This is a genomic window from Microbacterium sp. Be9, assembly GCF_011754135.1.
Lineage (GTDB): Bacteria > Actinomycetota > Actinomycetes > Actinomycetales > Microbacteriaceae > Microbacterium > Microbacterium maritypicum_A.
Genome location: NZ_WNWT01000001.1, coordinates 190,015 through 215,260 on the forward strand (window position 1 = coordinate 190,015; position 25,246 = coordinate 215,260).

The 25,246-nt window shown below is 69.7% G+C and carries 23 protein-coding genes; 16 read left to right on the plus strand and 7 right to left on the minus strand.

The genetic code is table 11. The annotated features are described in order from the left end of the window. The 5 genes from GLO27_RS00935 to GLO27_RS00955 all read right to left on the minus strand — a co-directional run bounded on the left by GLO27_RS00935 (position 1) and on the right by GLO27_RS00955 (position 6,735). Positions 1 to 834: a dipeptide/oligopeptide/nickel ABC transporter ATP-binding protein gene (locus GLO27_RS00935; RefSeq protein WP_021201016.1), complete on the minus strand. Its 834-nt coding sequence runs from the start codon at positions 832 to 834 to the stop codon at positions 1 to 3. Continuing rightward, positions 831 to 2,621: a dipeptide/oligopeptide/nickel ABC transporter permease/ATP-binding protein gene (locus GLO27_RS00940; protein WP_029260439.1), complete on the minus strand. Its 1,791-nt coding sequence runs from the start codon at positions 2,619 to 2,621 to the stop codon at positions 831 to 833. The genes GLO27_RS00935 and GLO27_RS00940 overlap by 4 nt, the downstream gene beginning before the upstream one ends. Continuing rightward, positions 2,618 to 3,559, minus strand: coding sequence for an ABC transporter permease (locus tag GLO27_RS00945; protein WP_021201014.1), 942 nt, complete (start codon positions 3,557 to 3,559; stop codon positions 2,618 to 2,620). Before GLO27_RS00945 ends, GLO27_RS00940 begins: the two co-directional genes overlap by 4 nt. A gap of 76 nt (positions 3,560 to 3,635) precedes the next feature. Then, on the minus strand, positions 3,636 to 5,162 hold the full coding sequence (locus GLO27_RS00950; RefSeq protein ID WP_235045253.1) for an ABC transporter substrate-binding protein: 1,527 nt from the start codon (positions 5,160 to 5,162) through the stop codon (positions 3,636 to 3,638). Between the two features lie 232 nt (positions 5,163 to 5,394). Beyond that, positions 5,395 to 6,735 carry an HNH endonuclease signature motif containing protein gene (locus GLO27_RS00955; RefSeq protein WP_167253183.1) on the minus strand — a complete coding sequence of 447 codons (1,341 nt, stop codon included), beginning with the start codon at positions 6,733 to 6,735 and terminating at the stop codon, positions 5,395 to 5,397. A gap of 449 nt (positions 6,736 to 7,184) precedes the next feature. Here GLO27_RS00955 and GLO27_RS00965 point away from each other — a divergent pair, with 449 nt between their 5' ends. Further along, positions 7,185 to 7,565, plus strand: a complete 381-nt coding sequence (locus GLO27_RS00965) for a DUF4259 domain-containing protein (RefSeq protein WP_167253185.1) — start codon at positions 7,185 to 7,187, stop codon at positions 7,563 to 7,565. 9 nt (positions 7,566 to 7,574) lie between these two features. On the opposite strand, the gene GLO27_RS00970 is transcribed toward GLO27_RS00965, so the two are convergent. Then, positions 7,575 to 8,537 carry an aldo/keto reductase gene (locus tag GLO27_RS00970; RefSeq protein WP_167253187.1) on the minus strand — a complete coding sequence of 321 codons (963 nt, stop codon included), beginning with the start codon at positions 8,535 to 8,537 and terminating at the stop codon, positions 7,575 to 7,577. A 100-nt stretch (positions 8,538 to 8,637) separates the two neighbouring features. Between GLO27_RS00970 and GLO27_RS00975 the strand changes: the two genes are divergently transcribed. The 6 genes from GLO27_RS00975 to GLO27_RS01000 are packed head-to-tail and all read left to right on the plus strand — an operon-like array spanning position 8,638 to position 14,725. Continuing rightward, positions 8,638 to 9,372, plus strand: a complete 735-nt coding sequence (locus GLO27_RS00975; protein ID WP_167253189.1) for an SDR family NAD(P)-dependent oxidoreductase — start codon at positions 8,638 to 8,640, stop codon at positions 9,370 to 9,372. A gap of 23 nt (positions 9,373 to 9,395) precedes the next feature. Continuing rightward, the gene (locus GLO27_RS00980) at positions 9,396 to 10,529 is read left to right on the plus strand and encodes a zinc-binding dehydrogenase (RefSeq protein WP_167253191.1); all 1,134 of its coding nucleotides are present in this window, start codon (positions 9,396 to 9,398) and stop codon (positions 10,527 to 10,529) included. 7 nt (positions 10,530 to 10,536) lie between these two features. Then, positions 10,537 to 11,499 (plus strand): aldo/keto reductase, encoded by a 963-nt coding sequence (locus GLO27_RS00985; RefSeq protein WP_292775046.1) that lies wholly within the window; start codon positions 10,537 to 10,539, stop codon positions 11,497 to 11,499. A 30-nt stretch (positions 11,500 to 11,529) separates the two neighbouring features. Next, on the plus strand, positions 11,530 to 12,528 hold the full coding sequence (locus GLO27_RS00990; RefSeq protein WP_167253195.1) for an alpha/beta hydrolase: 999 nt from the start codon (positions 11,530 to 11,532) through the stop codon (positions 12,526 to 12,528). Continuing rightward, on the plus strand, positions 12,525 to 13,508 hold the full coding sequence (locus GLO27_RS00995) for an alpha/beta hydrolase (protein ID WP_167253197.1): 984 nt from the start codon (positions 12,525 to 12,527) through the stop codon (positions 13,506 to 13,508). The genes GLO27_RS00990 and GLO27_RS00995 overlap by 4 nt, the downstream gene beginning before the upstream one ends. After that, positions 13,505 to 14,725 carry a multidrug effflux MFS transporter gene (locus GLO27_RS01000; RefSeq protein WP_243844687.1) on the plus strand — a complete coding sequence of 407 codons (1,221 nt, stop codon included), beginning with the start codon at positions 13,505 to 13,507 and terminating at the stop codon, positions 14,723 to 14,725. The genes GLO27_RS00995 and GLO27_RS01000 overlap by 4 nt, the downstream gene beginning before the upstream one ends. A 41-nt stretch (positions 14,726 to 14,766) precedes the next feature. On the opposite strand, the gene GLO27_RS01005 is transcribed toward GLO27_RS01000, so the two are convergent. After that, positions 14,767 to 15,318: a hypothetical protein gene (locus GLO27_RS01005; protein WP_152525968.1), complete on the minus strand. Its 552-nt coding sequence runs from the start codon at positions 15,316 to 15,318 to the stop codon at positions 14,767 to 14,769. A gap of 66 nt (positions 15,319 to 15,384) precedes the next feature. Here GLO27_RS01005 and GLO27_RS01010 point away from each other — a divergent pair, with 66 nt between their 5' ends. The 9 genes from GLO27_RS01010 (at position 15,385) to GLO27_RS01050 (ending at position 25,228) form a co-directional block, all read left to right on the plus strand. Beyond that, positions 15,385 to 15,969: a TetR/AcrR family transcriptional regulator gene (locus tag GLO27_RS01010; protein WP_167253201.1), complete on the plus strand. Its 585-nt coding sequence runs from the start codon at positions 15,385 to 15,387 to the stop codon at positions 15,967 to 15,969. A gap of 114 nt (positions 15,970 to 16,083) precedes the next feature. After that, the gene (locus GLO27_RS01015; RefSeq protein WP_167253203.1) at positions 16,084 to 18,069 is read left to right on the plus strand and encodes a primary-amine oxidase; all 1,986 of its coding nucleotides are present in this window, start codon (positions 16,084 to 16,086) and stop codon (positions 18,067 to 18,069) included. A gap of 96 nt (positions 18,070 to 18,165) precedes the next feature. Next, positions 18,166 to 19,122 (plus strand): helix-turn-helix domain-containing protein, encoded by a 957-nt coding sequence (locus GLO27_RS01020; RefSeq protein WP_029260453.1) that lies wholly within the window; start codon positions 18,166 to 18,168, stop codon positions 19,120 to 19,122. A 230-nt stretch (positions 19,123 to 19,352) separates the two neighbouring features. Next, positions 19,353 to 20,141, plus strand: a complete 789-nt coding sequence (locus GLO27_RS01025; RefSeq protein ID WP_029260454.1) for a MoaF C-terminal domain-containing protein — start codon at positions 19,353 to 19,355, stop codon at positions 20,139 to 20,141. A 33-nt stretch (positions 20,142 to 20,174) separates the two neighbouring features. Continuing rightward, positions 20,175 to 20,564, plus strand: a complete 390-nt coding sequence (locus GLO27_RS01030) for a nuclear transport factor 2 family protein (protein ID WP_021200996.1) — start codon at positions 20,175 to 20,177, stop codon at positions 20,562 to 20,564. A 114-nt stretch (positions 20,565 to 20,678) separates the two neighbouring features. Continuing rightward, the gene (locus GLO27_RS01035) at positions 20,679 to 21,851 is read left to right on the plus strand and encodes an ABC transporter substrate-binding protein (protein ID WP_167253205.1); all 1,173 of its coding nucleotides are present in this window, start codon (positions 20,679 to 20,681) and stop codon (positions 21,849 to 21,851) included. A gap of 68 nt (positions 21,852 to 21,919) precedes the next feature. Next, the gene (locus GLO27_RS01040; protein WP_029260457.1) at positions 21,920 to 22,780 is read left to right on the plus strand and encodes a branched-chain amino acid ABC transporter permease; all 861 of its coding nucleotides are present in this window, start codon (positions 21,920 to 21,922) and stop codon (positions 22,778 to 22,780) included. Next, on the plus strand, positions 22,767 to 24,539 hold the full coding sequence (locus tag GLO27_RS01045) for an ATP-binding cassette domain-containing protein (RefSeq protein WP_021200353.1): 1,773 nt from the start codon (positions 22,767 to 22,769) through the stop codon (positions 24,537 to 24,539). The genes GLO27_RS01040 and GLO27_RS01045 overlap by 14 nt, the downstream gene beginning before the upstream one ends. After that, positions 24,536 to 25,228, plus strand: a complete 693-nt coding sequence (locus tag GLO27_RS01050; RefSeq protein WP_167253207.1) for an ATP-binding cassette domain-containing protein — start codon at positions 24,536 to 24,538, stop codon at positions 25,226 to 25,228. Before GLO27_RS01045 ends, GLO27_RS01050 begins: the two co-directional genes overlap by 4 nt. Positions 25,229 to 25,246: the final 18 nt, after the last annotated feature.

A 25,246-nucleotide genomic window follows, 5' to 3' on the forward strand; every position in this document is an offset into this window, starting at 1 on the left:
CTACCGTACCGCCGCATCGCGCACCTCCCGCAGAGCGAGCCACTGTGCACGCCGCTCCCGCTGCGCGACGGGGTCGGCGACGGGCGAGGCCAGGCGCAGCCGCTCGGAGTACGGATGCTCCGGGGCTCGGGTGACCTGCTCACCCTCGCCGACCTCCACGAGTTCGCCGCGGTACATGACGGCGACGCGGTGGCAGACGCGGCGGACGACGCCCAGGTCGTGCGAGACGAAGAGGTACGCCACCCCGGTGTCTCGCTGCAGCTCGATGAACAGATCGAGGATCGTCGCCTGCGTGGTCAGGTCGAGGGCGCTGACGGGCTCGTCGCACACGATGAGCCGCGGTCCGCGCACGAGGGCACGGGCGATCGCGATGCGCTGACGCTGCCCTCCGGAGAACTCGCTCGGGTAGCGGTCCATGGCCGATTCGGGCAGACGGACGCGGTCGAGCATCTCGCGCACCTTCGTCTCGGCAGACCTCGTCCCGATGCCGCTGGTGAGCAGCGGTTCGGCGAGGATGTCGCCGATCGTCATGGCCGGGTTCAGCGAGCCGTACGGGTCCTGGAAGACGACCTGGACGTCATCCGCGAGAGCGCGTCGGGCACGGCCGCCGAGTCTGCTGATCTCCTTCCCGTCGAAGCGGATGCTCCCGTCGGTCACGGGCGCGAGGCCGAGGATCGCCTTGCCGAGCGTCGACTTGCCCGAGCCGGATTCGCCGACCAGGCCGAGACATTCGCCCGGCGCGATGTCGAGGGAGACACCGTGCAGGGCACGGAAGGAGGTCCGCCCTCGGCCGTATTCCACGACCAGATCGTTCACTTCGAGCAGCGCACTCATGCGTTCGCCTCGATCCTGGTGCGGTCGAGCGCGGCGCGACCTTCGGCGTCGTCGAGCGAGGCGGCGATCAGTTGACGCGTGTACTCCTCGGTCGGCGCGGCGAACAGCGAATCGACCGGTCCCGATTCCACGATGTCGCCGCCGCGCATCACTATCACGCGGTCGCAGATGTCGGCGACGACGCCGAAGTTGTGGGTGACGATGAGCAGCGCCATGCCGTACTCGGCCTGGAGTTCGCGCAGGAGCTCGAGCACCTCGGCCTGCACGGTCACGTCGAGCGCCGTGGTGGGCTCGTCGGCCACGAGCAGCGACGGCTTGCCCGCGATCGCGCCGGCGATGAGCACCCGCTGCGCCATGCCGCCCGACACCTGGTGCGGGTAGCTGCGCATCACCCGATCGGGGTCGGTGAGGCCGACACGCACGAGCATCGCCCGTGCCTGCGCCTCGGCCTCCGACCTGCGGAGACCGTGGGTGCGCCGCAGCGGCTCGACGAGCTGGCTGCCGATCGTGTACGAGGGGTCGAGATTGCTCATCGGCTCCTGCGGCACGTAGCCGATCTCGCGGCCGAGCAGCGCCTGTCGCTGCTTCGGCGTCGCCTTCGTCACGTCGGTTCCGCGCACCCAGATGGCATCGGCGACCGCCCGCCCGGTGGCGGGCAGCAGGTCGAGCACCGAGAACACGGTCTGCGATTTGCCGGAGCCCGACTCTCCCACGATGCCGACGACCTCGCCGGGGGCCACGTCGAGGGTGACACCGTGCACGACCTCGGTCTCACCGGTCGGCGTGGCGTGCACGACCCGGAGGTTCTCGACCCGCAGCGCCGAATCCTCTGGCGCGTGCTGTGCGTGACCGGTGGCGGCGTGCCGCGGTGCCGTCGGGGTGGCCTCGGCGTCGGCACGCCGTCGGGAGACCCGCGGCGTGCGCACCTGCACGAGTTCGGCGAGCGTGGATCCCATGATCGCGAGCACCGCGATCGTGAGCCCGAGGGCCGCCGAAGGCCACAGCAGCATGAGCGGATAGGTGAGCATGAGACGGAAGCCCTCGAGCATCATCGCCCCCCAGCTGGGAACGTTGGAGTCGCCGATGCCGAGGAACTGGAGTCCGGCCTGCATGCCCATCGCGATGCCCGCAGTGAGCGCCGTCTGGATGATGACCGGCGGGTAGACGGCCCTGATGACGTGCCGGAAGATGATGCGCCCGTCCGACAGCCCGGAGACACGGGCCGCGTCGATGTAGGGCTCGTTGCGGACGGCGAGCGTCTGCGACCGCGCGATGCGGAAGTAGCCGGGCACCATGAACACGCCGACCGTCGCCATCAGCAGCTCGAAGTTGTTGCGGCTGCCCGCGGCCACCACGAGCAGGATGATCATGCCGGGGATCGACTGGAGTGCGTCGCTGATCCAGGTGGCGACCCGGTCGAACGTGCCCCCGAAGTAGCCGGCCGCGACGCCGGACGGCACGCCGATCACGAGCGCGGTGACGATCGTGATGAGCGCGCCCCACAGGGTCGTGCGGGTGCCGTAGATGAGACGACTCAGGATGTCACGGCCGGTCGAGTCGCCGCCGAGGAGGTGTTCGGGCCCCGGAGGCGCCTTGGCTGCGGCGAGGTCGACGAAGTTGGGGTCCATCGGCGCGAGCAGCGGCGCGAAAACCCCCACGAGCACGATGAGGACGAAGATCGCCAGCGGGATGTACCCGCCGGGGTGCCGGAGGAAGCGACGGAACAGGCTGGAACGTCGCTTCTGCGCCGCCCGGTCGAAGGCGACCCGGATGTCTGTGGTGGTCATGCGACGCGCACCTTCGGGTTGATCCAGCCGAGCACGAGATCGAGCAGGAGGTTGATGAGGACGACGAAGACGATGGAGACGACCGTGATGCCGAGGAGCATCGGGATGTCGCCGTTCTGCGAGGACTGGTTGGTGAGCTGTCCGAGGCCGGGGAGGCTGAAGATCTGCTCGACCACGATGGCTCCGGAGAGCAACCCCACGAACATCAGGGCGATGACGGTGAGGGCGGCCGGTGAGGCGTTGCGGAGGATGTGCAGGTTGACCCTGGTCGCCGAGAGACCGCGGCTGCGGAGAGTGCGCACCCAGTCCTGGCGGCTCTGGGTGATGACGGCATTGCGCAACTGCTCGGAGACGGCGACGATGCCGCCGAGGGCGAGCGAGATCGCCGGGAGGGTGATGGAACGCAGCCATCCGTCCACCGACTGCGTGGGCGGCACGTAGCCGACGGCGGGGAACCACTTCAGCTGCACCGCGAGCCACATGACGAGCACGAGGCTCACCCAGAAGCCGGGGAGCGCGAACAGGACGACGGAGATGCCCTTGATGATCCGGTCGAACCAGGTTCCCGGCCGCAACCCCGTGATCATCCCGAAGGCGATGCCGATGACAGCGGTGATCAGCGTCGCGAACGTCACGACCGACAGCGTCACGGGCACCTTGATCGCGAGCTGTGCGCTGACAGGCTGGAAGTTGCGCCAGGAGACGCCGAAGTCGAGCAGCGCGGCATGCGAGAGCCAGTCCCAGAACTGCACCAGGAGCGGACGGTCCAGACCGATCTTCTCGGCCAGGGCCGCTTGCTGGGCGGGACTCGCCGTGGTCCCCAGGAGCGAAGCGGTCGGGTCGCTGATGGCGAGGTGCGCCAGGAAGAAGGTGCCGATCGAGACCGCGACGAGCAGAAGGATGCCGGACAGCAACCGCTTCGCCGTGAACAGGAGCATGGGGACCTCTCGGAAGGTGGGGGTCGGAGGGGGAAGGGTGTCGGGGCGGCCGGCGTCGCGGCCGCCCCGACGGGCGTCAGCCCTGAGTGATGTAGCGCAGCGTCGGGAACATCATCCCCACCACCGGCTGCAGCTGGATGCCGGGCGCCGTGTAGTAGATGTTGTTCGCCTGGTACCAGACCGACCACCACGCCTGGTCGACGAGGGCCTTGTTGAGCTCCTTGACGGCGTCGGTCTGCGCGTCGCCGCGCTCTGTCTGCACCTTCTCGACGAGCGGAGCGATGACCTCGTTCTGCGCGTAGTCGGGCTCGGGGTTGAACCACTGCACGCTGGTCACCTGACGGGAGACGGTGGCCACGTCGTTGCCGTCCATCGCGAGGAACGAGATGAACATCGGGTAGTTCGGCGCGTTCAACTGGTAGTCCGGCATCTGCATGTTGTCCCACGTGACCTTCACGCCGAGCTCGTTGAGCGCCTGCTCGGCCGACGGCTTCCACATCTCGAAGATGGGCGACATCGGCATCGAGATCGCGAACCCGTCCGGGTAGCCGGCGTCGGCCAGCAGCTCCTTGGCCTTGGTCATGCTGTAGGCGTACGTCTCGTTCAGCGACGGGTCGTTGATCGGCCCGCCGTCGGGGAACACCTGGTTCGTGGCGACCCCGGCTCCGCTGCCGACGGCAGCGAGGACGGCGGCTCCGTCGAAGGCGTAGTTGAGCGCCTGCCGCACCTCGAGCTTGCCGAGAGGCTCGCTCTTGGCACCGGTGTGGTCGGTGATGACGAGCCCCGCCCAGCCGGAGACGCGCTCGGCGGTGTTCCAGCCCTGCTGCTTCGCCTGCTCGAGGTTGGCGACGTCGCCGTACTGCACGTTGATCTGACCGCTGAGCATGGCGTTGTGGCGTGCGGTGGCGTCGGTGATCGGGAAGATCGCCAGCTCGGAGAACGGATAGGTCTCGGCATCCCAGTGATCGGCGGTCTTGGTGAAGTGATATTCGGCGCCGGCCACGCTCGTCGCGCTGTCGAGGACGTAGGGCCCGGAGCCGATCGGCTCACTGCCGAGGGTGCCCGCTTCGATCGACGCCGGGGAGGCGATGTAGCTGCGGCCGAGACCCATGAGGTACAGGATCGTGTCGTCGCGCTGGGTGAGGGCGATACGGACGGTGTCGTCGTCGACCTTCTCGAAGGAGGCGGCATTGACGTAGGCCTCCCCCGAACGAGCGCCGACCTTGAGGTATTCGAGGCTCGTGATCACGGCGTCGGCATCGACCGGGGTGCCGTCGCTGAACACGGCGTCGGTGCGTATGTCGAGGTCGATGCTGAGGTCGTCGTCGGCGACCTTCCACTCGGTGGCGAGCGACGGGATCGGGTTGCCGTCGGCGTCGAGGGCGATCAGGGCGTCGTAGACCGCGGAGAGGTACGGGCCGTCGAAGCCGATGTCGGCGAGCGAGGGATCCCAGGAGGTGATGTCGAGGAAGTTCCCGATGTTGAGAGCATCGGGACTCTCGACATCGCTGCCGCCGGACGGCGAGGGTGTCGAGCCGCTGCAGCTGGTGAGCGCGAGAGTCGCGGCGACGGCCGCGACGAGCGCGAGGGGCATTCGTTTCATGGTTCCTTCTCTCGGGTGCAGGGGTGGTGAAGAAGGGGTGAGGTGCCGCTGACCGGAGGCCGGATCCGACGTCACTTCGATGTGTCGTGCTGGTTAGTCTACATGCGTGGAAAAAGAGCGCAAGAGCGTTTCCTCCGCGGAGAGCGCCGACTCATGCCTCGGGGCGCACCGGCCTTGTCCGTGCGCGCAGGCATGGCCGGGCGTGGCGCATCCTGCCCTCGGATCGCAGCGCTCAGGCGGCGATGTCGAAGCGCGCTCTGCCACCCGGACGAGGTGTGCGGGCGGGGTCGACCGAGGCCGGCGGGAGGAACCACACCCTCGCGCACCCGCCGCCACCGTCGATGCGGACATCCCATCCGTTGTCATGGATGCGGTGGTGACAGGTCTCGCACAGCAGCACGCCGTTCGAGAGATCCGTCGGTCCGTGGTCGCGTCTCCACCACCGGATGTGATGCGCCTTCGTCATCTCGGGCGGCAGCCCGCACATGGCGCAGCCGCCATCCCGTTCCGCCAACGCCAACCGCTGCGCCCGTGTGAACAGGCGCTTCTCGCGCCCCCAGTCGAGCACTTCACTCGCGGCTCCGAGCACGCACGGGATCACTCCCCCGCCGGCGGCCATGCGCCTCGCAGCTCCGATGCTCACCGGCTGCTCGATCCCGTCGATCTCGGCGGAGCCGGTGCCGGCCTCGAGGTCGTCGAGGCCCACCCTCACGACGATCGTGGCACCCGCCAGCGGCACCCTGGTCGCACATCCGAGCACGTGCGCGGCGAACACGGCGAGCGCATCAGCCTGAATCATCGGCACCGTGCGGCGGTCGGCGTCCGGCGCATCGGCGTCCGTCGCATCCTTCCGAGCGGCGAATGCGGCGGTCACGTACCCGCGGATCGCCGTGACGACGGGGGCTGCGGTCTCGGCGTCGAGGATCGCGTTCAGATGCAGCATCCCGTTGCGCTCATGAATGGTGAGCGATCGGCGGGAACGCTGCTCCTCGAGCCGCGGCTCCACGCCATCCGGATCGAGCCACGCTTCTGCGCGAACCACCAGCTTGCGCACGTCGTCGAGAGCGAGCCCCGCCGCCTTCTCCACGAGCACCCGCTCCGCCTCGGCGACACGCACCGCTCCCGCCGGCAGTCGGCACCGATCCAACAGCGCGATGATCACCGCCGCCGCCTGGGCACTCAACACCCCCGCACCGAGCGCCTCGCGCACCACCGGATGTTTCGCCGGCAGGGGCGCACCCAAGAGGTCTTCGCGGGGCACCACGGCTTCCCCGACCTTCACGAGCCGCGTCGCGTCACCCCACGACACACCCACCGTCGCCGCGATCAACGTCGCCGGGTTCCGGAAGCCCTGCTGCTTCGCGAGGCTCTCCGCGCCCAACTCCGGACGGGACTCGCGGGAGATGCACGCGGCCACCTCGACGTGCACCGCATCCAACCGTCTCTGCAGCTCCCCGAGGGATGCACTCACCGCGATCAGCTGCTCGCGCGACAACTCGCCCGACTCGTCGGCGCCAGCCCACGCCGCGTCGAGGCGGGACATCGCCTCGTGCAGTACGGCCAACTTCGACATGACTCGATTCTACCGAAGCAGGTCGCGAGTTTCGAACAGATCTTCGAATGGATGCCGGTATTCTGACGGTCGTTCCCGGTCGAGCGCTGCGCGCGAAAACCCCTCCCCTCCCTCGTGCGGTCCACGAAAGGCACTCGACGACAGACCGCCCGCGGCCGTCGGCCTGGCCACCTCTTCTGATCGCGATCGCCCTGGAGGTCAGCGCGACCCCTCTGCGGCCGAGGGCTTCACGCATCCGCTCTGGCTCATCGTCGTCGTGATCGGCTACACCGGCTCACTGGGGCTGCTGTCGGTCGCGCTCGATCGCGGGATGGCGATCGGCGTCGTGCTCATCGCGGCCGGTGTGGCGATGATCGAGTTCGGCGGCGCGCACTGACGCGAGCACGCAGACCGCAGCCACTCCGTGGTTCACTGGATCCGATCGCAACGGCCGAGAGGAAGAGGGTGCCGTGGGCACGTGGGGACCGGGGAACTTCGACGACGACACCGTCGCCGACGGACTGAGCGAGATCACGGACGATCTCATCGCGAAGATCGCCGAGGCGTTCGCCGACGAGGACGATGACACCGAGCTGCAGCCGGACGAGTGGGGCGGATCGATGGCGCCCGCCTGGCTGGAGATCCTCACCGACATCGGATCCGCCGGCCGCGTGGGGGCGACGTTCCCGCCGAGCAGCACGCTCGAAGCCTGGCGGGATCGCTACGTCCGCGTGTGGGACGAGTACATCGATGAGCTCGAACCCGATGAGGACTACCGCGTCGACCGGCGGCAGGTCATCGTCTCGACGTTCGAGCGCGCTCTGACCGTCGCCCGCGAGCGCGAGGCGTAGGCACCCCCTTCACCACGCGCCGTCGGCCCGCACCTCGCGGTCGACCCGGCATCCGGCGAGCGCGGCACGCACCTCGGCTCCGTGATCCCGGGCGAGCGCGAGCGCCGCGTGGTTCTCCTCCAGCTGCGCGAGACGAGAGGCACCGAACAGCACATTCGCGGTGGCGGGGTTCGACAGGCAGAAGGCGATGCCGAGTGCGGCCGGTGTGACCCCGAACCCGGCGGCGACGCGCGCGACCTCGGGATACACGGCGACGATCTGCTCACGGACGCCTCCGACGTCGGCGCCGATCTTCCGCTCGGGCACACGCCCCGTGGCCAGGATGCCGCCCTCGAACACATCGGACGCCTGCAGGGCGAGCGTGCCGTCGGCGAACAGCGGGCCGTAGGCATCGCCCTCCGCCATCGCCCTCCGAGCGATGCCGTACTTCAGTTGCGCGAACGCGGGACCTGCCGCGCCCTGTTCCGCGGCCTCGGCGAGCGCCTGGCGCGTGTGCTCGATGCGCCAGTTGTTGATGCCCCAGGAGTCGACGAGCCCTTCGGCGATGAGCTCGTTCACGTCGGCGACGAGGCGCGGGATATCGGGGGCGTCGAGGTAGTCGCCCACCGCGAGGGTGTCGAAGCGGTCGAGTCCCGCTCGCTCCAGCGACTCCTCGAGCTGCGCGCGGAATCCCTGGTTCGGCCAGTCCCACAGCCAGAGCTTGCCGCACAGCACGATCTCGGCACGATCGACGCCACTGGCTCGCAGCGCCTGCCCGAACAGGACGTCGGTCTTCGAGTTCTCGGCGTGCGGGCCCATGTTGTAGTACGCGACGTCGAAGAACCCGGCGTCCAGCTCCACCGCCCGGCGGATCAGGGCGACCGCCTCGTCGGGTGCCATCCGGTCCCAGGTGTTCCAGGATCCGAGCGCCAGCGGGGACACGACCGCTCCGGTGGAGTCCAAACGTTTCCGGGGATATGTCGTTTCGGGCATGGAGGCTCCTTCGCCTTCTCGAGACACGGGGTTGTGTTTTTCTATGTTTGTAGAATATAACGGAGACATCCCGTCAGAACAGCCGTCAGTGAGGACGAACATGACCGCATCTCCCCGCCGGATCCTGGTCACCGGAGGCGCATCCGGGCTCGGCCGCGGCATCGCCGCCGCCTTCCGGGACGCCGGAGACGAGGTCTTCATCGGCGATGTGAACGCGGATGCCGCGGCCGCCGTCGCTGCTGAGATCGGCGCGACGGCCCTCACGCTCGATATCAGCGACGAGACCTCCGTGCGCGCCGCGGCCGAGCGGGTCGTCGTCGACGGCGGACTCGACGTCCTGGTCAACAACGCGGGCATCGTCGCCGGCGGCGGCACCCTCCAGGAGGTCCCGGTCGACGTCGTCGATGCGGCCCTGCGGGTCAACGTGCGCGGCACCTTCCTCATGCTCCGCGTCTTCGGCGGTCTGCTCGCCGAGGCGGGACGCGGGTCGATCGTCAACATCTCCTCGATCGGCGCCCGACAGCCCACCCCCGGCCTCGGCCACTACGAGGCGACCAAGGCCGCGGTCGACGCCCTCACCCGCACGGCCGCGATCGAGCTCGCCGCGGCGGGCGTGCGCGTGAACGCGGTCGCCCCCGGGCCTGTGCTCACGCCCCTGACCGCCGACTTCGCGTCCAACCCGCAGGCGCGCGCGGCCTGGGAGTCGCGCATCCCCCTCGGCTCGATCGCCGAGGTCTCCCAGATCACGCCGCTCGTGCTGTTCCTCGCGAGCGACGCCGCCAGCCACATCACCGGAGTCTCCGTCGCCGTCGACGGCGGACAGCTCCTGGTCTGACCGACACCGCCGTCTGGAGAACCATGTCCCTCCCCACGCTCGACCTGCCGCCCGCCCCCGGGCTTCCGACTTCGACCCGCGCCGCCGTGCTCACCGCGCACGGCGAACCGCTCACCCTGCAGAACCTTCCCCTCCCCGCCGAGATCGAGCCCGGCGCCGCCCTCGTGCGCATCTCGTGCACCACTCTGTGCGGCACCGACATCGAGATCTGGGAAGGCCGGATGAGCTTCCCCGGCATGCTCCCGATGGTGCTCGGACACGAGATGGTCGGCGAGATCGTCGCTACAGGGCCCGACACGAAGGACGCCCTGGGACGCCCGCTCTCCCCCGGCGACCGCATCGGCTGGTCCGAGTCGACCTGCGGCGAGTGCCACGGATGCGTGGTGCTGCGCGAACCCGTCGCGTGCTCCCGCCGCGGCTACGGGTTCCTGCAGCGGGCCGACGTGCATCCCTTCGCCACCGCTGGACTCTCGGAGTATGCCTACGTGACCCCGGGGGCGGCGAAACTGCTGCTCCCGGCGTCGGTGAAGGACACCTGGGCGTCGATGGCCGGGTGCGCGGCCAAGACCGTGCTGCGGGCCTTCGAACGGGCCGGGCGCATCCGGCCCGGCTCACGCGTGGTCGTGCAGGGCGCCGGCGCGCTCGGCATCTTCGCCACGGCCGTCGCGAAGATCTCGGGAGCGGGCCAGGTCATCACGATCGGCGCCCCCGCGTCGCGCCTGGAACTCGCCGGACGCTTCGGCGCCGACGCGGTCGTCGACTTCCGCGACGGCCCGGTCGTCGAACAGGTCATGGCGCTCACCGGAGGCCGCGGAGCCGACCACGTGTTCGATTTCGCCGGCGCGCCGAGCGTCGGGCCCGACGCGATCGCGATGGCGGCACAGCGCGGCACGGTCGCCATCGTCGGGTCCACCGGTCCCGCAGGCGACGGCTTCCCGCTCAGCACGATCATGGGCAAGGAGCTCACCGTGGTCGGCTCGCTCAACGGCGACATCTCGGACTACTCCCGCGCGATCGACTTCTTCACCGCGTTGGCCGACCGCTTCCCCTGGGACGACCTGTTCAGCGCCCCGGTCGGCCTGGCCGACGCCTCCGCGAAGATCGCCCACATGCACCAACTCGATGAGGTCAAGGCCGTCATCGACCCGAGACGGTGAGGACCCCGTGACCACTCCCCTCCTGCCCCGCCGCGAGATCGGCCGCAGCGGCATCGACGCCTCGCTGTTCTCCCTCGGCTCCTGGCACACCTACGACCGGATGGACTTCGGCGACGCGGTCACGATGCTCCGGGAAGCCGTCGACCGCGGCGTGAATCTGTTCGACGTCGGCGTGTACTCCGCACCGGGAGCGCCGCCCGTCTTCACCGACGTGATCTTCTCGGCGATGGCGCGCGCCGCAGGGCTCCGGCGCGACGAGTGGCTGCTCTCGTCGAAGCTGTGGCTCGAGGCGTTCAGCGATGACGGGTTCCGCCCGCAGCTCGAGAACGCGCTGATGCGGGTCGGCGTCGAGCACGCCGACCTGGTGATCCTCGGCGACCTGCGCCGCGACGACCTCGCCCTGCGCGACCTCGTCCTCGACCTCGCCCGTCTCGAGGGGGCCGGACTCATCCGCGCCTGGGGTGTGAACAACTGGTCGGCGTCGAGCATCCAGACCCTGATCGACATCGCCGCCGCGGAGGGCGTCTCGGGGCCGCAGATCGCGCAGCTCAAATACAGCGTCTCCCGGCGCTCGATCCCCGACGGCGCGCCCTTCGAACGCCTGTGGGAGCAGGGGCTGACGCTCCAGGCCTCCGACTGCCTGGAGGGCGGTGTGCTCGCAGGCAAGATCAACGGGAACAGGCAGATCGGCCGCGACCCCGGCGATATCCGGGAGCGGATCATCGCGGATGTACCCGCCTTCTCCGACCTGGCCTCGTCGCTCGACGTCTCACCCGCGCAGCTCGGGATCGCGTTCACGCTCACCCATCCGGCACTCACGACCACGTTGTTCGGTGCATCGAGCATCGACCAGCTGCGCGCGAATCTCGACGCCGCAGCCCTGGTCGACCGCATCGGCATCGAGGAGTTGCGCCGCCTCGTCGAGCCGTTCTGGGCCGACCGCGGGGTCGTCGACCCCGAAGGCCCCTGACCCGCCTCCCCCATCGCTTCCAGGAGAACCATGACCGCCACCGCCGCCGGACACCCGACCGTCGCCCCCGTGCCCTTCGACCCCGAGGTGCAGGCCGTGCTCGATGAGCTCGCGAAGAATCCGCAGCCGCCCCTCACCCGCGACACCCTTCCGCGCGACGGAGTCGACCGGATGTTCCCGGACAACGACGCGGTCATCGCCGCGCGCGACATCGAGTGGGAGGACCGCGTCATCCCCGGTCCTCCCGGAGCACCCGAGATCGAGATCACGGTGTTCCGTCCGGCCGACACCCGCGACGAGGTGCTTCCCGCCTTCGTGAACATCCACGGCGGGGGCATGATCGTCGGTCACCGCTCGTGGGAGACGGGGCGCGTGGTCGACATCGTCGACGAACACCGCGTGGTCGCGGTCAACGTCGAGTACCGCCTCGCCCCCGAGAACCCCTACCCCGCCGGAGTCGAGGACTGCTATGCCGCCTTCGTCTGGGTGCACGCGAACGCTGCCGGGCTCGGCGTCGATCCGGAGCGCATCGTCGTCGGCGGCGGCAGCGCGGGCGGAGGTCTCACGGCGGCAGTGGCTCTCCTGGCCCGCGACCGGCAGGGTCCGGTCATGGCCGGACAGCTGTTGCTGTGCCCGATGATCGACAACACCAACTCCACGGTCGCCAGTCTTCAGTACGACGGCATCGGAACCTGGCAGCGCGAGATGAATCTGCTCGCGTGGTCGTGCGTGCTGGGCGACGACCTCGCCTTCCATCCGGATGCTCCCGCCTACGCCGCCCCCAGCCGCGCCGTCGATGTGGCGGGACTCCCACCCGCCTTCATCGAGGTCGGCGAGGCCGAGGCGTTCCGCGATGAGGACACCGAGTACGCGCTGCGCATCTGGGCGACCGGCGGGCAGGCCGAGCTGCATGTGTGGGGAGGTGGCGCGCACGGCTTCGACATGTACATGCCCGACGCCGAGATCTCGCGCGCCGCTCTCGCGGCCCGCGCGTCGTGGCTGCGTCGCATCTGGCGGGCCGCGCGATGACCGCGCCGCTGCCTGTCCCCTACGACTCGGAGCTCGTCGCCGGACTCGATGCGTTCGTCGAGATGGTCGAGATCATCCCGCTGCGTGCCGACACGATCCACGCGAACCGCGACCACTTCGCGACGATCATCCCGTCCATGGCCGTGCAGTCCGACGGCCGTGCGATCACGTGGGAGGACCGGACCATCCCCGGGCCCATCGGGGCTCCCGCCATCGAGATCACGATCGTACGGCCCGCCCGGCCGGCGCCCGCCCCCGCTCCCGCCGTGCTGTCGATCCACGGTGGTGGCATGGTGCTGGGCACCCGGTTCTTCGGCACGGCGGAGCTCATCGACCTCGCCGAACGGCACGGCGTCGTCGGGGTGGCTGTCGAGTATCGTCTGGCGCCCGAACACCCCGGTCCCGCCCAGGCGGAGGACTGCTACGCCGCGCTCGAGTGGATGGCCGCGCACGCCGAGGAACTCGGCATCGACCCCGACCGCATCATCGCCTCGGGGATGTCCGCCGGCGGCGGCCTCTCGGCCGCGGTCGCTCTGATCACTCGGGATCGGGGCGGGCCACGCCTGGCCGGTCAGCTGCTCGGGTGTCCGATGCTCGACGATCGCAACGAGACCGCATCCAGCCGTCAGTACGACGGTTTCGGCGCGTGGGATCGGAACAACAACGACACCGCGTGGGACGCCATCGCCGGAGAGGACCGCTTCACCGACCGCGTCTCGCCGTACACCGCGCCCGCGCGCGCCGCTGACCTCTCAGGACTCGCCCCCGCGTTCATCGAGGTGGGCGCCGCGGAGACGTTCCGCGACGAGGCCGTCGACTACGCTCTCCGCATCTGGGCGACCGGGGGACGAGCCGAACTGCACGTATGGGCCGGCGGATATCACGGGTTCTCCGGGTTCTCCCCCGATGCCGAGGTCTCGAAGGCCGCCGTCGCCGCCCGCGAGAGCTGGCTGCGCCGCATCCTGCGCCTCGGCGGATGAGCCTCCCCGCCCCTGAGGAGCCCGTCCGTCCGCGCATGAGCACCCTGCGGGCGATGCTGGTGCTGGGGATGCTGGAGGCCTTCGGGCCCCTGTCGATGGACCTGTACCTTCCGCAGCTGCCGCAGCTCGCCACGTCGCTCGGCACGACGGAGGCTCTCGCGCAGGTGACGATGTCGGCGTGCATGATCGGCCTCGGACTCGGCCAGCTCGTGGCAGGGCCGCTGAGCGATCGACTCGGCCGACGACTGCCGTTGATGGTCGGAGTAGCGGCTTTCGCGGTGCTCTCCCTCGTGTGCGCCGTCGCTCCGAACATCGAGCTCCTGCTGATCTCCCGTTTCCTGCAGGGGCTCGCGGGCTCGGCCGGCATCGTGATCTGCCTGGCCATCGCCCGCGACCAGTTCGAGGGTGCCGAGCTGTCGCGGATGCTGTCACTGCTGTTCCTCGTGTCCGGCACGGCGCCGATCATCGCGCCGGTCGTCGGCGGCCAGCTGGCCCTGATCATGGACTGGCGCGGCATCTTCGGCGTGCTCAGCGCGGTCGGGGTCGTCCTGCTCCTCGTCGTGGTGTTCGCCCTGCCCGAGACGCTGCCTCCGTCGAGGCGGCACGGCGCCGGCCCCGTGGCGCTCCGGTCGCACGCCGCAGCCGTCGTGCGCGATCGCCTCTTCGTGGCGGTGCTGTGCGCCGCGGCAGGAGGCGGTGTCGCGTTCTTCACCTACCTGTCGATGTCGTCGTTCGTGCTGCAGGATCAGTTCGGCCTCAGCCCGCAGGCCTTCAGCCTCGCGTTCGCGGCGGGGGCGCTGGCCAGCATCGTCGGCAGCCAGACCAGCCGGCTCGTGGTGCGCCGCTGGGGACCCCTGCGCGTGTATCTCGGCGGTATCACGGCGACGCTGCTCGCCACCGCCCTGCTGCTCGTGCTGACCTCGACCGGCACCGGGGTCTCCGGAGTCATCGGGGCGCTCATCGGATTCATGCTGTGCTCCGGGCTGGGTGGCCCCAACGGCCAGACACTCGCACTCGCCCACCACGGCGCACGCGCCGGCACGGCCTCGGCCCTGCTCGGCATGGCGACGTTCCTGTTCGGTCCGGTGCTCGCGCCCCTCGCCGCGGGCCTCGGCGGCACGAATGCCCTCACCATGGCCGTCACCATGACGATCGCCGCCGCCGTGGCAGCCGTCGCGGCCTGGGTGTTCGTGCGCCCCGCCGCAGAGCCTCGGTAGCAGCCCGTCGGCCACCGGCCAGCGGAGACGGGCCTCGCCGATCAGAATCCGAGGCACATCGCAGCGACACCGACGGCCATGGCCCACGACTCGGTCGTGAGCAGTCGTGCGGTCCTGCCGTGATGCACCGGCGCCACGAACCACTCGGCGACGACGGTCCACACCACGACCCCCACCACCCCGACCAGCACCAGAACCGACAGGACGCCGTCCAGTGCATGACCGCCGTGCCCCGCATCCGCCGCCTGCATCGACGCGCCGGTCGCTCCCGTGGCGTTCGTCGACGCGCTCTCGAAGGCGCACGCGGCCATCACGAGCGACACGAGGGCGCGGTGGCAGCACGTGGCCGCCGACGGCGTGCCCCGCACCCCCATGGTGCCGAGCATCGCCGAAAGCAGGAGGACGGCGCCGAGGATCAGCCCCGTGAGGGTGTCGCCGTCCGTGAATGCGAGGAACAGCATCACCGCGGCCATCACGAGGGCCGCCTGCCGTCCCTGCCACGGCACGACGCGCCACGCCGCGATGCAGGCGACAGCCGAGACGATCGCCGCTGCGGCCATCAGCCACGGTGCTGCGGGAAGGAGGTGATCCACCCGGGAAGTATATTGAGCAATCGCTCAATATAGCTAGACCTCGTCATGATGCGAGAGGATGGGCATGTGCCCCGCATCGTCGACCACGATGAGCGCCGCCGGCAGATCGCCGAGGCGCTGCTCGCCGTGGCTGCCCGCGACGGGCACGAGATCGTCTCCTCACGCGCCGTCGCCAAGGAGCTCGGCGTCGCCACCGGATCGCTCTGGCACTACTTCGAGGGCTTCGACGAGGTCGTGCGCGCCGCGGCCGCCGAGGTCACCCGCCGCACCGACGCCCGCATCGCCGCAGCCACCGAGGGGCTGCGGGGACTGGCGAGACTCCAGGCGCTGATGCGTGAAGTGCTGCCGATCGATGAGACCACCCGCACCGAGGCGCACGTGGTCGTCGGCTTCTGGGGACGACTGGCGGCCCTCGCCCCCACGCCTGACGCCGGAGCCCCCACGCTCGCGACCTGGCAGAGCAGCATCCGACTCGCTCTCGCCGAGGCCGTCCACGACCGCGAGCTGCGCACCGACACCCCCACCGAGGCCGTCCTGTCGCTGCTGCGCTCGATCACCTACGGGCAGCAGATCGTCGAGGTCACCGAGCCCCAGCCCGCGGCCGCGCACCTCGCCGTGCTCGACAGCATCCTCGCGCCCTGGCGCGCCTGAGCCGCGCCAGCCCCTCTCGACGCCCCGGGAATCGGTGGTTGTGGACCGCCGACGACCCGTCGTATCATCATCGCAACCCGTTTATTGAGCAGTTGCTCGAAAATAGTGAGGTCGATGATGTCCCACCACGCACCGCAGCCCGTCTCGATCGAGAAGATCGCCGCAGCGCACCCGCATGATCCGCTGACGGGCGACGAGATCGCCGCCGCCCGCGCGGTCCTCGATGCGGCAGGACTCCTGACGGAGAGCACCCGCGTGCCGATGCTGCTTCCCGACGAGATCACGAAGGAGGAGCTCGCCGCCTGGCAGCCCGGCGCCCCGATCGATCGCCGCGTCGATGTGACCCTGCTCGACACGGCGACCGGCGTCGCGACCGAGGCCATCGTGTCGATCACACGAGGCGAGGTCCTTCGCACCGCGCGCGTGCCGAACGACGCCCCGCCCTACGGCCAGCCGCAGTACCTGTTCGAGGAGTACGAGCGCGCCGAAGCGATCGCGAAGGCCTCCCCCGAATGGCAGGCGGCGATGACGCGCCGCGGCCTCGCCACGCACATGGACCTCGCATTCTGCGGGCCGCTCGCCCCTGGTTACACCGGACGCGCCGATGAGGTCGGGCGTCGCGTGATCCGCTCCCTCACGTTCCTCCGCTACGACGAACACGACTCGCCGTGGGCACACCCGGTCGAGGGACTCATCGTGCACATCGACCTCACGGCGAACAGCGTCATCCGCGTCGAAGACCATGGCGACGTGCCCGTCCCCGCCGGCCATGGAAACTACTACCCCGAGGCGCAGGGCGACGCCCGCACCTCGCTCAAGCCCATCGAGATCAGCCAGCCGGAGGGTCCGAGCTTCACGGTCTCCGGCTCGCTCGTCGAGTGGGAAGGCTGGTCGATGCGCGTCGACTTCAACGCCCGCGAAGGACTCGTGCTGCACGACGTCTGCTTCCAGGGTCGCTCGGTGCTCCATCGGGCCAGCGTTCCGGAGATGGTCGTGCCCTACGGCGACACCGCCCCCGGCCGCTTCTGGATCAGCTACTTCGATGCCGGTGAGTACCTGCTCGGAAAGAACGCCAACCACCTCGAACTCGGCTGCGACTGCCTCGGCGTCATCCGCTACCTCGACGGCTACGTCGCCGACGACCACGGTCACCCTGTGCGCATCCCGAATGTGATCTGCATGCATGAGGAGGACTACGGCATCCTCTGGAAGCACACCGATCTCGCAGGCCGCGCCGACGTGCGTCGCTCGCGCCGCTTCGTGGTGTCGTACTTCTCCACGATCGGCAACTACGACTACGGCTTCTACTGGAACTTCTCCCTGGACGGATCGATCGAGGTGGTCGCGAAGGCGACCGGCATCGTGTTCGCCGCGGCCGGCGAGCCGGGCGTCCGCCAGAAGCACGCGACCGAACTCGCCCCCGGCGTCTTCGCCCCGGTGCACCAGCACCTCTTCTGCGCACGCCTCGACGTGGCGATCGACGGCGAGGACAACCGCCTGGTCGAGGTCGACGCTCAACGGGTGCCGATGGGCCAGGAGAACCCCTTCGGCAACGCGTTCAGCTGGACCGAGACGACCCTCGCGACCGAAGCGGAGGCGCAGCGCGAGGCGGACAGCTCGGTCGCCCGCGTCTGGGAGGTGCAGAGCGCCTCCCGCACGAACCGCGTCGGGCGCCCGACCGCCTACCACCTGGTGCCGGAGCCGACCGCTCTGCTCATGGCCGATCCCGCATCCTCCGTCGCCGCGCGCGCCGCGTTCGCCACGAAGCACCTCTGGGCCACCCGGCACGAACAGGGGCAGATCTGGCCGGCCGGTCGCTATCCCAACGCCCACCAGGGCGGCGCCGGCCTGCCGGAGTACACCGCGGGCGATCGATCGATCGACGGAGAGGACATCGTGCTGTGGCACACGTTCGGGCTGACGCATTTCCCGCGCCCGGAGGACTGGCCCATCATGCCCGTCGACTACGCCGGCTTCTGGTTCAAGCCCTACGGCTTCCTCGACCAGAACCCCGCGATGGATGTGCCCGAGTCGACGCAGGCGCACGCGGTCGCGTCCACCGGCTGCTGCGGCGCAGGCGCATGCACCTGCGAGCACTGATCTGCGAGACGTCGTCCCGCACGGCCGATCCCGGTGATAGCATCACGGAACGGATCGTATACAACGTCGTCGTTCCACCACCCGAGGTGATCAGTCATGAACGGTGCACCCGCCGCCCCCGCCGAATTGGTTTCCACGCTCGTCGCGCGCAACATCAGCGACTTCCGTGCCGCCGTCTCGGAGTCCTTCGTGCCCCTGCAGGTCACGACCGCCGGACCCGACCACTTCCGAGGAATCATCCGCGGCGCCTCCGTCGACGAGGTGCATGTGAACGACGTGCGCGCTACGTCGCATGTCGTCGAGCGCACCCCCGAGCTCATCGCCCGCGGCGACCGTTCGTACTTCAAGGTCAGCCTGATGATCGCCGGCACCGGCCTGCTGATCCAGGACGATCGCGAGGCCGTGCTCCAGGCGGGCGACCTCGCGGTCTACGACACCGACCGCCCGTACTCCCTCGTGTTCGACGACGACTTCCGCACGATGGTCGTGATGTTCCCGAAGCACCTCATCAGCCTCCCGGCCGAGATGGTCGGGCAGCTCACCGCCGTGCGCATCTCCGGTCACGAAGGCCTCGGCAGCATGGTCGTGCCGTATCTGACGCAGCTCGCCGGTAATCTCGATCAGCTGGCCGGCACGACGGGGGCCCGGCTCGCGCACAGCGCGCTCGACCTCGTGACGACGGTCTTCACACGCGAGCTCGGACTCGATCAGGTGTCCGCCGACCCGCACCGTGCGCTGGTGCAGCGCATCCGCTCGTACATCGACCGCAACCTCGCGTCGACCGATCTCGGACCCGCGTCGATCGCCGCCGCGCACTTCATCTCGACCAGGCACCTGCACGGGCTCTTCCAGGAGCAGGGCGTGACCGTGTCGACCTGGATCCGCACACGGCGCCTCGAGAAGTGCCGTCGCGACCTGCTCGACCCGATGCTCGCCGACCGCCCGGTCGCGGCCATCGCGGCACGCTGGGGCTTCGTCGACGCCGCGCATTTCAGCCGCGCGTTCAAGTCGACCTTCGGCGTCTCACCCAGTGAGTATCGCGCCGCGCACTGACGTTCCGTCTGTCAGGAAAACTGACGCTCCGTCTGCCGCGCACTGACGCTCTGTCTGCCGCGCACCGGCACGTTGCTTGCCCGGGAGGGCACGCCGGTTGACTCTCGGCGCGCGATGACCGCCGCCCCCTTGAGGGGATGAGGAACACCCCACCAGCATGAGGCAAGCGCACCGCGACGACGCGGTGCCCGGGGCGATGCGGCCCCGCCGCGTGCGACGTCAGGACCCTCATGACCGACACCTCCACCGACCCGGCGCTGGACGAATGGCGCACGTACGACGAGTTCGCCGCGGGCATCGACACCTTCCGCCTGCCGAACACCCCCCTCGCCGGCACCGCCCTCACCCTCACCCTCGACGACGACTCGACCCTGACCCTGGAGTTCTCCGAGGACGCCGTCGTCTGGAGCGGACTCGGAGCCTCCGGCACCGACCCGTATGACGCGGTGCGGGTGCGGGACGACGTCGTGTTCGTCAACATCCCGATGCGGAGCCGTCCGCGCGAGGCCGTCACCGTGGTGTTCTCCACGACGACGAACCGGGCGACCGTCATCCGTTCGCGCATCGCCCCCGAAGCCGTCGACGGCACCCCTCAGGTCGGCCAGGACTTCTGGGCGGCGACGACCGATGCGGGGCCCGTCAGCGGCGACGCCCCCGGCCCGAGCCGCGACCTCATCGGCAAACGCAACCTCTACCGGTACAGCCCGCACCACCTCTACGAGCACGTGTACATCTCCAGCCGGCGCTACGCCTGGCAGTGCCTCGAGGGCGTGCAGCGCGGCCACGGCGACATGGACCTGTCGACCGTGTGGAAGTTCGCCGACGGCCTGTACCTGTTCTGCTTCCGCGAGTTCCGTATCGCGGTGGCCAGCGTCTGGCTGCACGACCTCGGCTACCAGCTGATGACCACGGGGATCTTCCTCGGACTCACCGGAGAGGGCGATGCCGAGCACTCGCGGGCCGGCGGCCACATCTACCCGCTGGGCGCCGTCTCCTACCCCGACGCCCAGCCCGTCTGACCGTTCGCCGCACCCCCACTCCGAGGAGAGCCCATGAGCAACGCCGACCTGATCCGCCAGCACTACGCCGCCAACGACCGCGGCGACCTCGACGGGATGCTCGCGCCGTTCGCCACCGACATCCGCTGGACCGAGGCTGCCGGCTTCCCGTACGCCGGAACGTACATCGGCCCGGATGCCGTCGCCCGGAACGTGTTCCGCCGCATCCAGGAGGAATGGGACGACTACACCGTCGCGATCGACGAGATCGTCGACGGCGGCGACATCGTGGTGGCCATCGGCACCTACTCGGGCACCTACACGCAGACCGGGCGCTTCTTCGCCGCCCGCGTCGCCCATGTGTGGCGGGTCGTCGGCGGCGAGGTCGTCGCCTTCGAGCAGATCACCGACACGGAGCTCGTCAACCGCGCCATGCGCGCCTGAACACCGCACACCCCGCACAGCACCACCCGAACACAGCACCAGACGAACACAGCACCACCCGAACACAGCACCACCCGAACACAGCACCACCCGAACACGAGAGGCAGGAAGCACATGAACACACGAGCATCCGGCACCGCGGCGCTCCTCGCCGTGGCAGCCCTCACCCTCACCGGCTGCGCCGGTGGAGACGGCGGAACCGGCGGTGGGAGCGGCGACCCGATCGTCGTCGGCTCCGTCAACACCATCAGCGGTCCCGCGACCTTCCCCGAAGCCTCGCAGGCCGCCGCCGCCGTGTTCGAGGCCTTCAACGAGGCGGGCGGACTCGACGGCCGCACGATCGACTACAAGATGCTGGACGACAAGGGCGACCCGGCCACGGCCACCGCCTCCGCACGCGAGCTTGTCGGCAGCGACGGCGCGGTCGCGCTCGTCGGCTCCGCCAGCCTCATCGAGTGCGAGATCAACGCCAAGTACTACGAGCAGGAGGGCATCCTCTCGATGCCGGGCATCGGAGTCGACACCGGCTGCTTCGACAGCGACAACATCTCCCCCGCGAACGTCGGACCGTTCAACGACATGACGCTCACGCTGCAGTACGGATCCGAGGTGCTCGGCCTCGACGACATCTGCATCCTGCTCGAGATCGCCGGTTCCACGCGTCCCACCTACCAGGCCGCGATCGACAAGTGGACCGAGATCACCGGCAAGAAGCCGAAGTACGTCGACGACACCGTCCCGTACGGCGCCTCCGACTACACGCCCTACATCGTCAAGGCACGCGACCAGGGCTGCAAGGCCCTGGCGATCAATCCCGTGGAGCCCGACGCGATCGGACAGGTCAAGGCCGCGAACGCCCAGGGCTGGGACGACGTGACCTGGCTCTACCTGACGAGCGTCTACAGCGAGAACTTCGCCGAGGCGATCGACGACGCGGGTGCGGGCATCTACGTGCCGGCGGAGTTCTACCCGTTCACCGACGACAGCGAGATCAACGCCGACTGGCGAGAGCTGATGGAGGCCAACGACATCCCGCTCACCTCGTTCAGCCAGGGCGGGTACCTCGCCGCGACGTACTTCATCGAGGTGCTCGAAGGGATGGACGGCGACATCACCCGCGAGACCGTCTCGGAAGCGCTGAAGGGCATGGAGCCGATCGAGAACCCGATGGTCGGAACGCCCTACGCGTTCAGCACCCAGAACACCGCGGGCTGGCCGATCATCCTCGAGTCCGGCACGAACGCCTGGGAGAAGGTCGCCGACGACTGGCTCCGCATCGGCGAGTAGTCACCCCTCGCCTGCCGCCGGGCGCATTACCGGCGGCAGGTCCCCCCTCGGAACAGAAAGGACGCCTCATGCTGCAAGGCGCCATCGCCGGTCTCGCCGCCGGCGGCCTCTATGCCGTCCTCGGCGTGTGCCTGACGCTGATGTCCCGACTCGTGCGCGTGGTGAACTTCGCCCAGGCCGCGACCGGGATGTTCGGGGCCTTCACCGCGGTGTGGCTCGTGCGCGAGCTCGACCTGCCGATCTGGCTCGGCTCGGTGCTCGGCGTCCTGGTGGCCGGGCTGCTCTCGGCAGCGATCGGGTTCATCGCCGCGACCTGGCTGTCCGAGGCCTCCACCACCACCCGTTCGGCGATGACCGTCGGCCCCCTCCTGCTGCTCATCTCCCTGTCGTTCATCCTCTTCGGCAACAAGCCGCAGCCGTTCACGCCGATCATCGCCGGACCGGCGTTCTCGTTCGGCGGCGTGGTGATCAGCCAGGTCACGGTCGCGACCGTCGCGATGGCGATCATCACCGCCATCGTGGTCCGCCTCGTGCTGCGCCGCACCAGGGTCGGCACGCAGCTGCGCGCGCTCTCGGAGCGCCCGACCACGGCGGAACTCCTCGGCATCCGCTCGCGCCCGCTGTCGATCGCCGTCTGGTTCGTCACGGGTGTGATCAGCGCGATGGCGATCATCATCGTGGCCCCCTCGCAGTCGAACGACGCGACCAGCCTCGCGATGCTCATCGTCCCGGCCGCGGCGGCAGCCCTGCTCGGCGGCTTCCGACGACTCGACCTCGCCGTCGTCGGCGGGATCGTCCTGGGTGTGCTCGGTGGTCTCGTCGCCCAGATCGACGAAGTGGCGCTGGTGCGCAACTTCCTCCCGTTCCTGTTCATCGTCGTCCTGTTGCTCTGGACGCAGCGCAAGGAGGTGTGGGATGCCGCTCGCTGACCGTCCCTGGTTCCGGATCACCTGGCCGTTCGCCGTCGCTCTCGCCGGTATCGGAGCGGGTGCGATCCTCAGCGCCTCCCTGCCGGGGTACTTCGTCTTCCTCGCGATCAGCGCGGTCACGGCCGCGATCGCCATCCTCGGTCTCGGCATCGTCACCGGCTCCGCAGGGATGATCGCGCTCTGCCAACTCACCTTCGCCGCCGTGGGGGCCTGGATCGTCTCCCTGCTGAACGTGATGCAGGCGCCGGGCGGATTCATCGTCTGGCTGGTCCTCGGCGGGGTGGCGGCGGGCCTCGTCGGCATTCTCGTCGGCCTCCCCGCTCTGCGGCTGCGCGGTGTGAACCTCGCCGTCGTGACCCTGGGCTTCGCGGCAGCCGCCGACGTGACGCTCGTGCAGATCCAGTTCCCCGGTTCGGCTCAGGGCACGGCGATCGAGCGTCCCGAGATGTTCTCGAACGACCGGCAGTTCTTCTTCCTCTCCATCGTCGTGCTCGCCGTCTGCGCACTCGGCGCGTTCTTCCTGCAGCGCGGCCGGTGGGGATCGAGCTGGAAGGCCGTCGCGTTCTCCGAGCGCGGCACGGCCGCCGCCGGACAGAGCGTGCAGACCGCGAAGCTCACCGCATTCGCGGTCTCGGCCGCCCTCGGCGGCATCTCCGGCGGGCTGCTCGCCGGTCAGGTGCAACTCCCGTTCGCCTCGAGCTTCACACCCCTGCAGTCGCTGGCCCTCTACGTGCTCGCGATCATGTCGGGCGCGCACCTGATCGACATGGCGATCTTCGGGGGCCTGCTGTGGGTGCTGGTCCCCGAGCTCCTCAAACGCTGGGGCATCCCGCAGGACTGGGGCTTCGTCGTCTTCGGCGTGCTCGGTGTGCAGGCGCTCACCAGCGGCACGAACCTCGGCCAGGGCATCCGCAACCTGATCTGGCGCCGCGCGGATCGCCAGGCCGCCACCGTCGCGCTGACGGCGCTTCCCCCTGACGCCGGAGCGGATGCCGCGGTGATCACCACCACGACCACGGCCACGGTCGACGAGGCGGCGCTCGCCGGGACGCCGGTGCTCACCGTTGACGGCCTGACGGTGCAGTTCGGCACCCTGAAGGCCCTCGACGACGTCTCGTTCCAGGTTCCCGCCGCGTCGATCATGGGACTCATCGGTCCGAACGGAGCCGGGAAGTCGACGTTCGTCGATGCGATCAGCGGGTTCCTCCCGAAGCACACGGGGCGCGTGCTCCTGGGAGACCGCGACCTCGTCGGCCTCTCCCCCACGCGGCGCGCGCGTCTCGGTCTGCGCCGCACCTTCCAGCAGGACCGGGTGCCGCCGTCGCTCACCGTTGGCGCATACGTGCGGTTCGTGGCCCGGCGCCGGCTCGCCGCATCCGACATCGACGAGGTGCTCGAGTTCTTCGGCTGCCCGCCCGCGCGTGCACGCCTGTCGAGCGTCGACGTCGGCACACGCCGGCTCGTGGAGGTCGCCGCGAACGTCGTCTCCCGTCCCCGTCTGCTGATCCTCGACGAACCCGCCGCCGGGCTCTCGCATGACGAGCATCTCGCCCTCGCTGCGAGGCTGCGGGAGCTGCCTGCGCGCTACGGCGTCGCCCTCATCATCATCGAGCACGACCTCGATCTCGTCCGCTCCGTGTGCCCGACCCTCACGGTGCTGGACTTCGGCCGCGTGCTGGCCAGCGGACCACAGGCCGAGGTCCTGGCGAACCCCGACGTCGTCAAGGCGTACATGGGAGAGACGGAGCTGTTGAAGTGAGCGAACTCGTCCTGGACGGTGTCACCGTCAGTCGTGGCGCCGGTCCCGTGATCTCCGACGTCTCGCTGCGGGTCACCGGAGGCGAGGTGCTGGCGCTGGTGGGCCCGAACGGCGCGGGCAAGACGAGCCTGATCGAATCGGTCTCCGGCGTCACCCCGCATTCCGCCGGCGGCATGACCCTCGACGGCGAGCCGATCGACCGGCTGTCCCGCGTCGCGAGAGCCCGCCGCGGGATCGTGCACATCGAGCAGGGACGCGCCGTCTTCCCCTCGCTGACCGTGCGCGAGAACATCTCCCTCACCGCACGCACCCCCGGAGAGCTGGACGCCGCCCTCGCGCAGTTCCCCGAGCTCGAGAAGCGCATCGATGCGCCGACAGCCCTGCTGTCGGGCGGCGAGCAGCAGATGGTGGTGCTCGCGCGCGCGTTCGCCGCGAAGCCGCGCATCCTGCTCATCGACGAGATGTCGCTGGGCCTCGCCCCCGTCGTTTTCCTGCGCCTGATGCCGATCGTGAAGTCGATCGCCGATTCCGGGGTGGGCGTGCTGCTCGTCGAGCAGTTCACGCAGCTCGCCCTCGATCTCGCCCAGGAAGCCGTGGTCGTGGCGGGAGGCCGGGTGTCGTTCCAAGGGGCATCCGATGCCCTGCGAGCCGACCCCGGCCTCCTGCACCGCGCCTATCTCGGCGGATGAGCGCGGACCGCGCGCCGG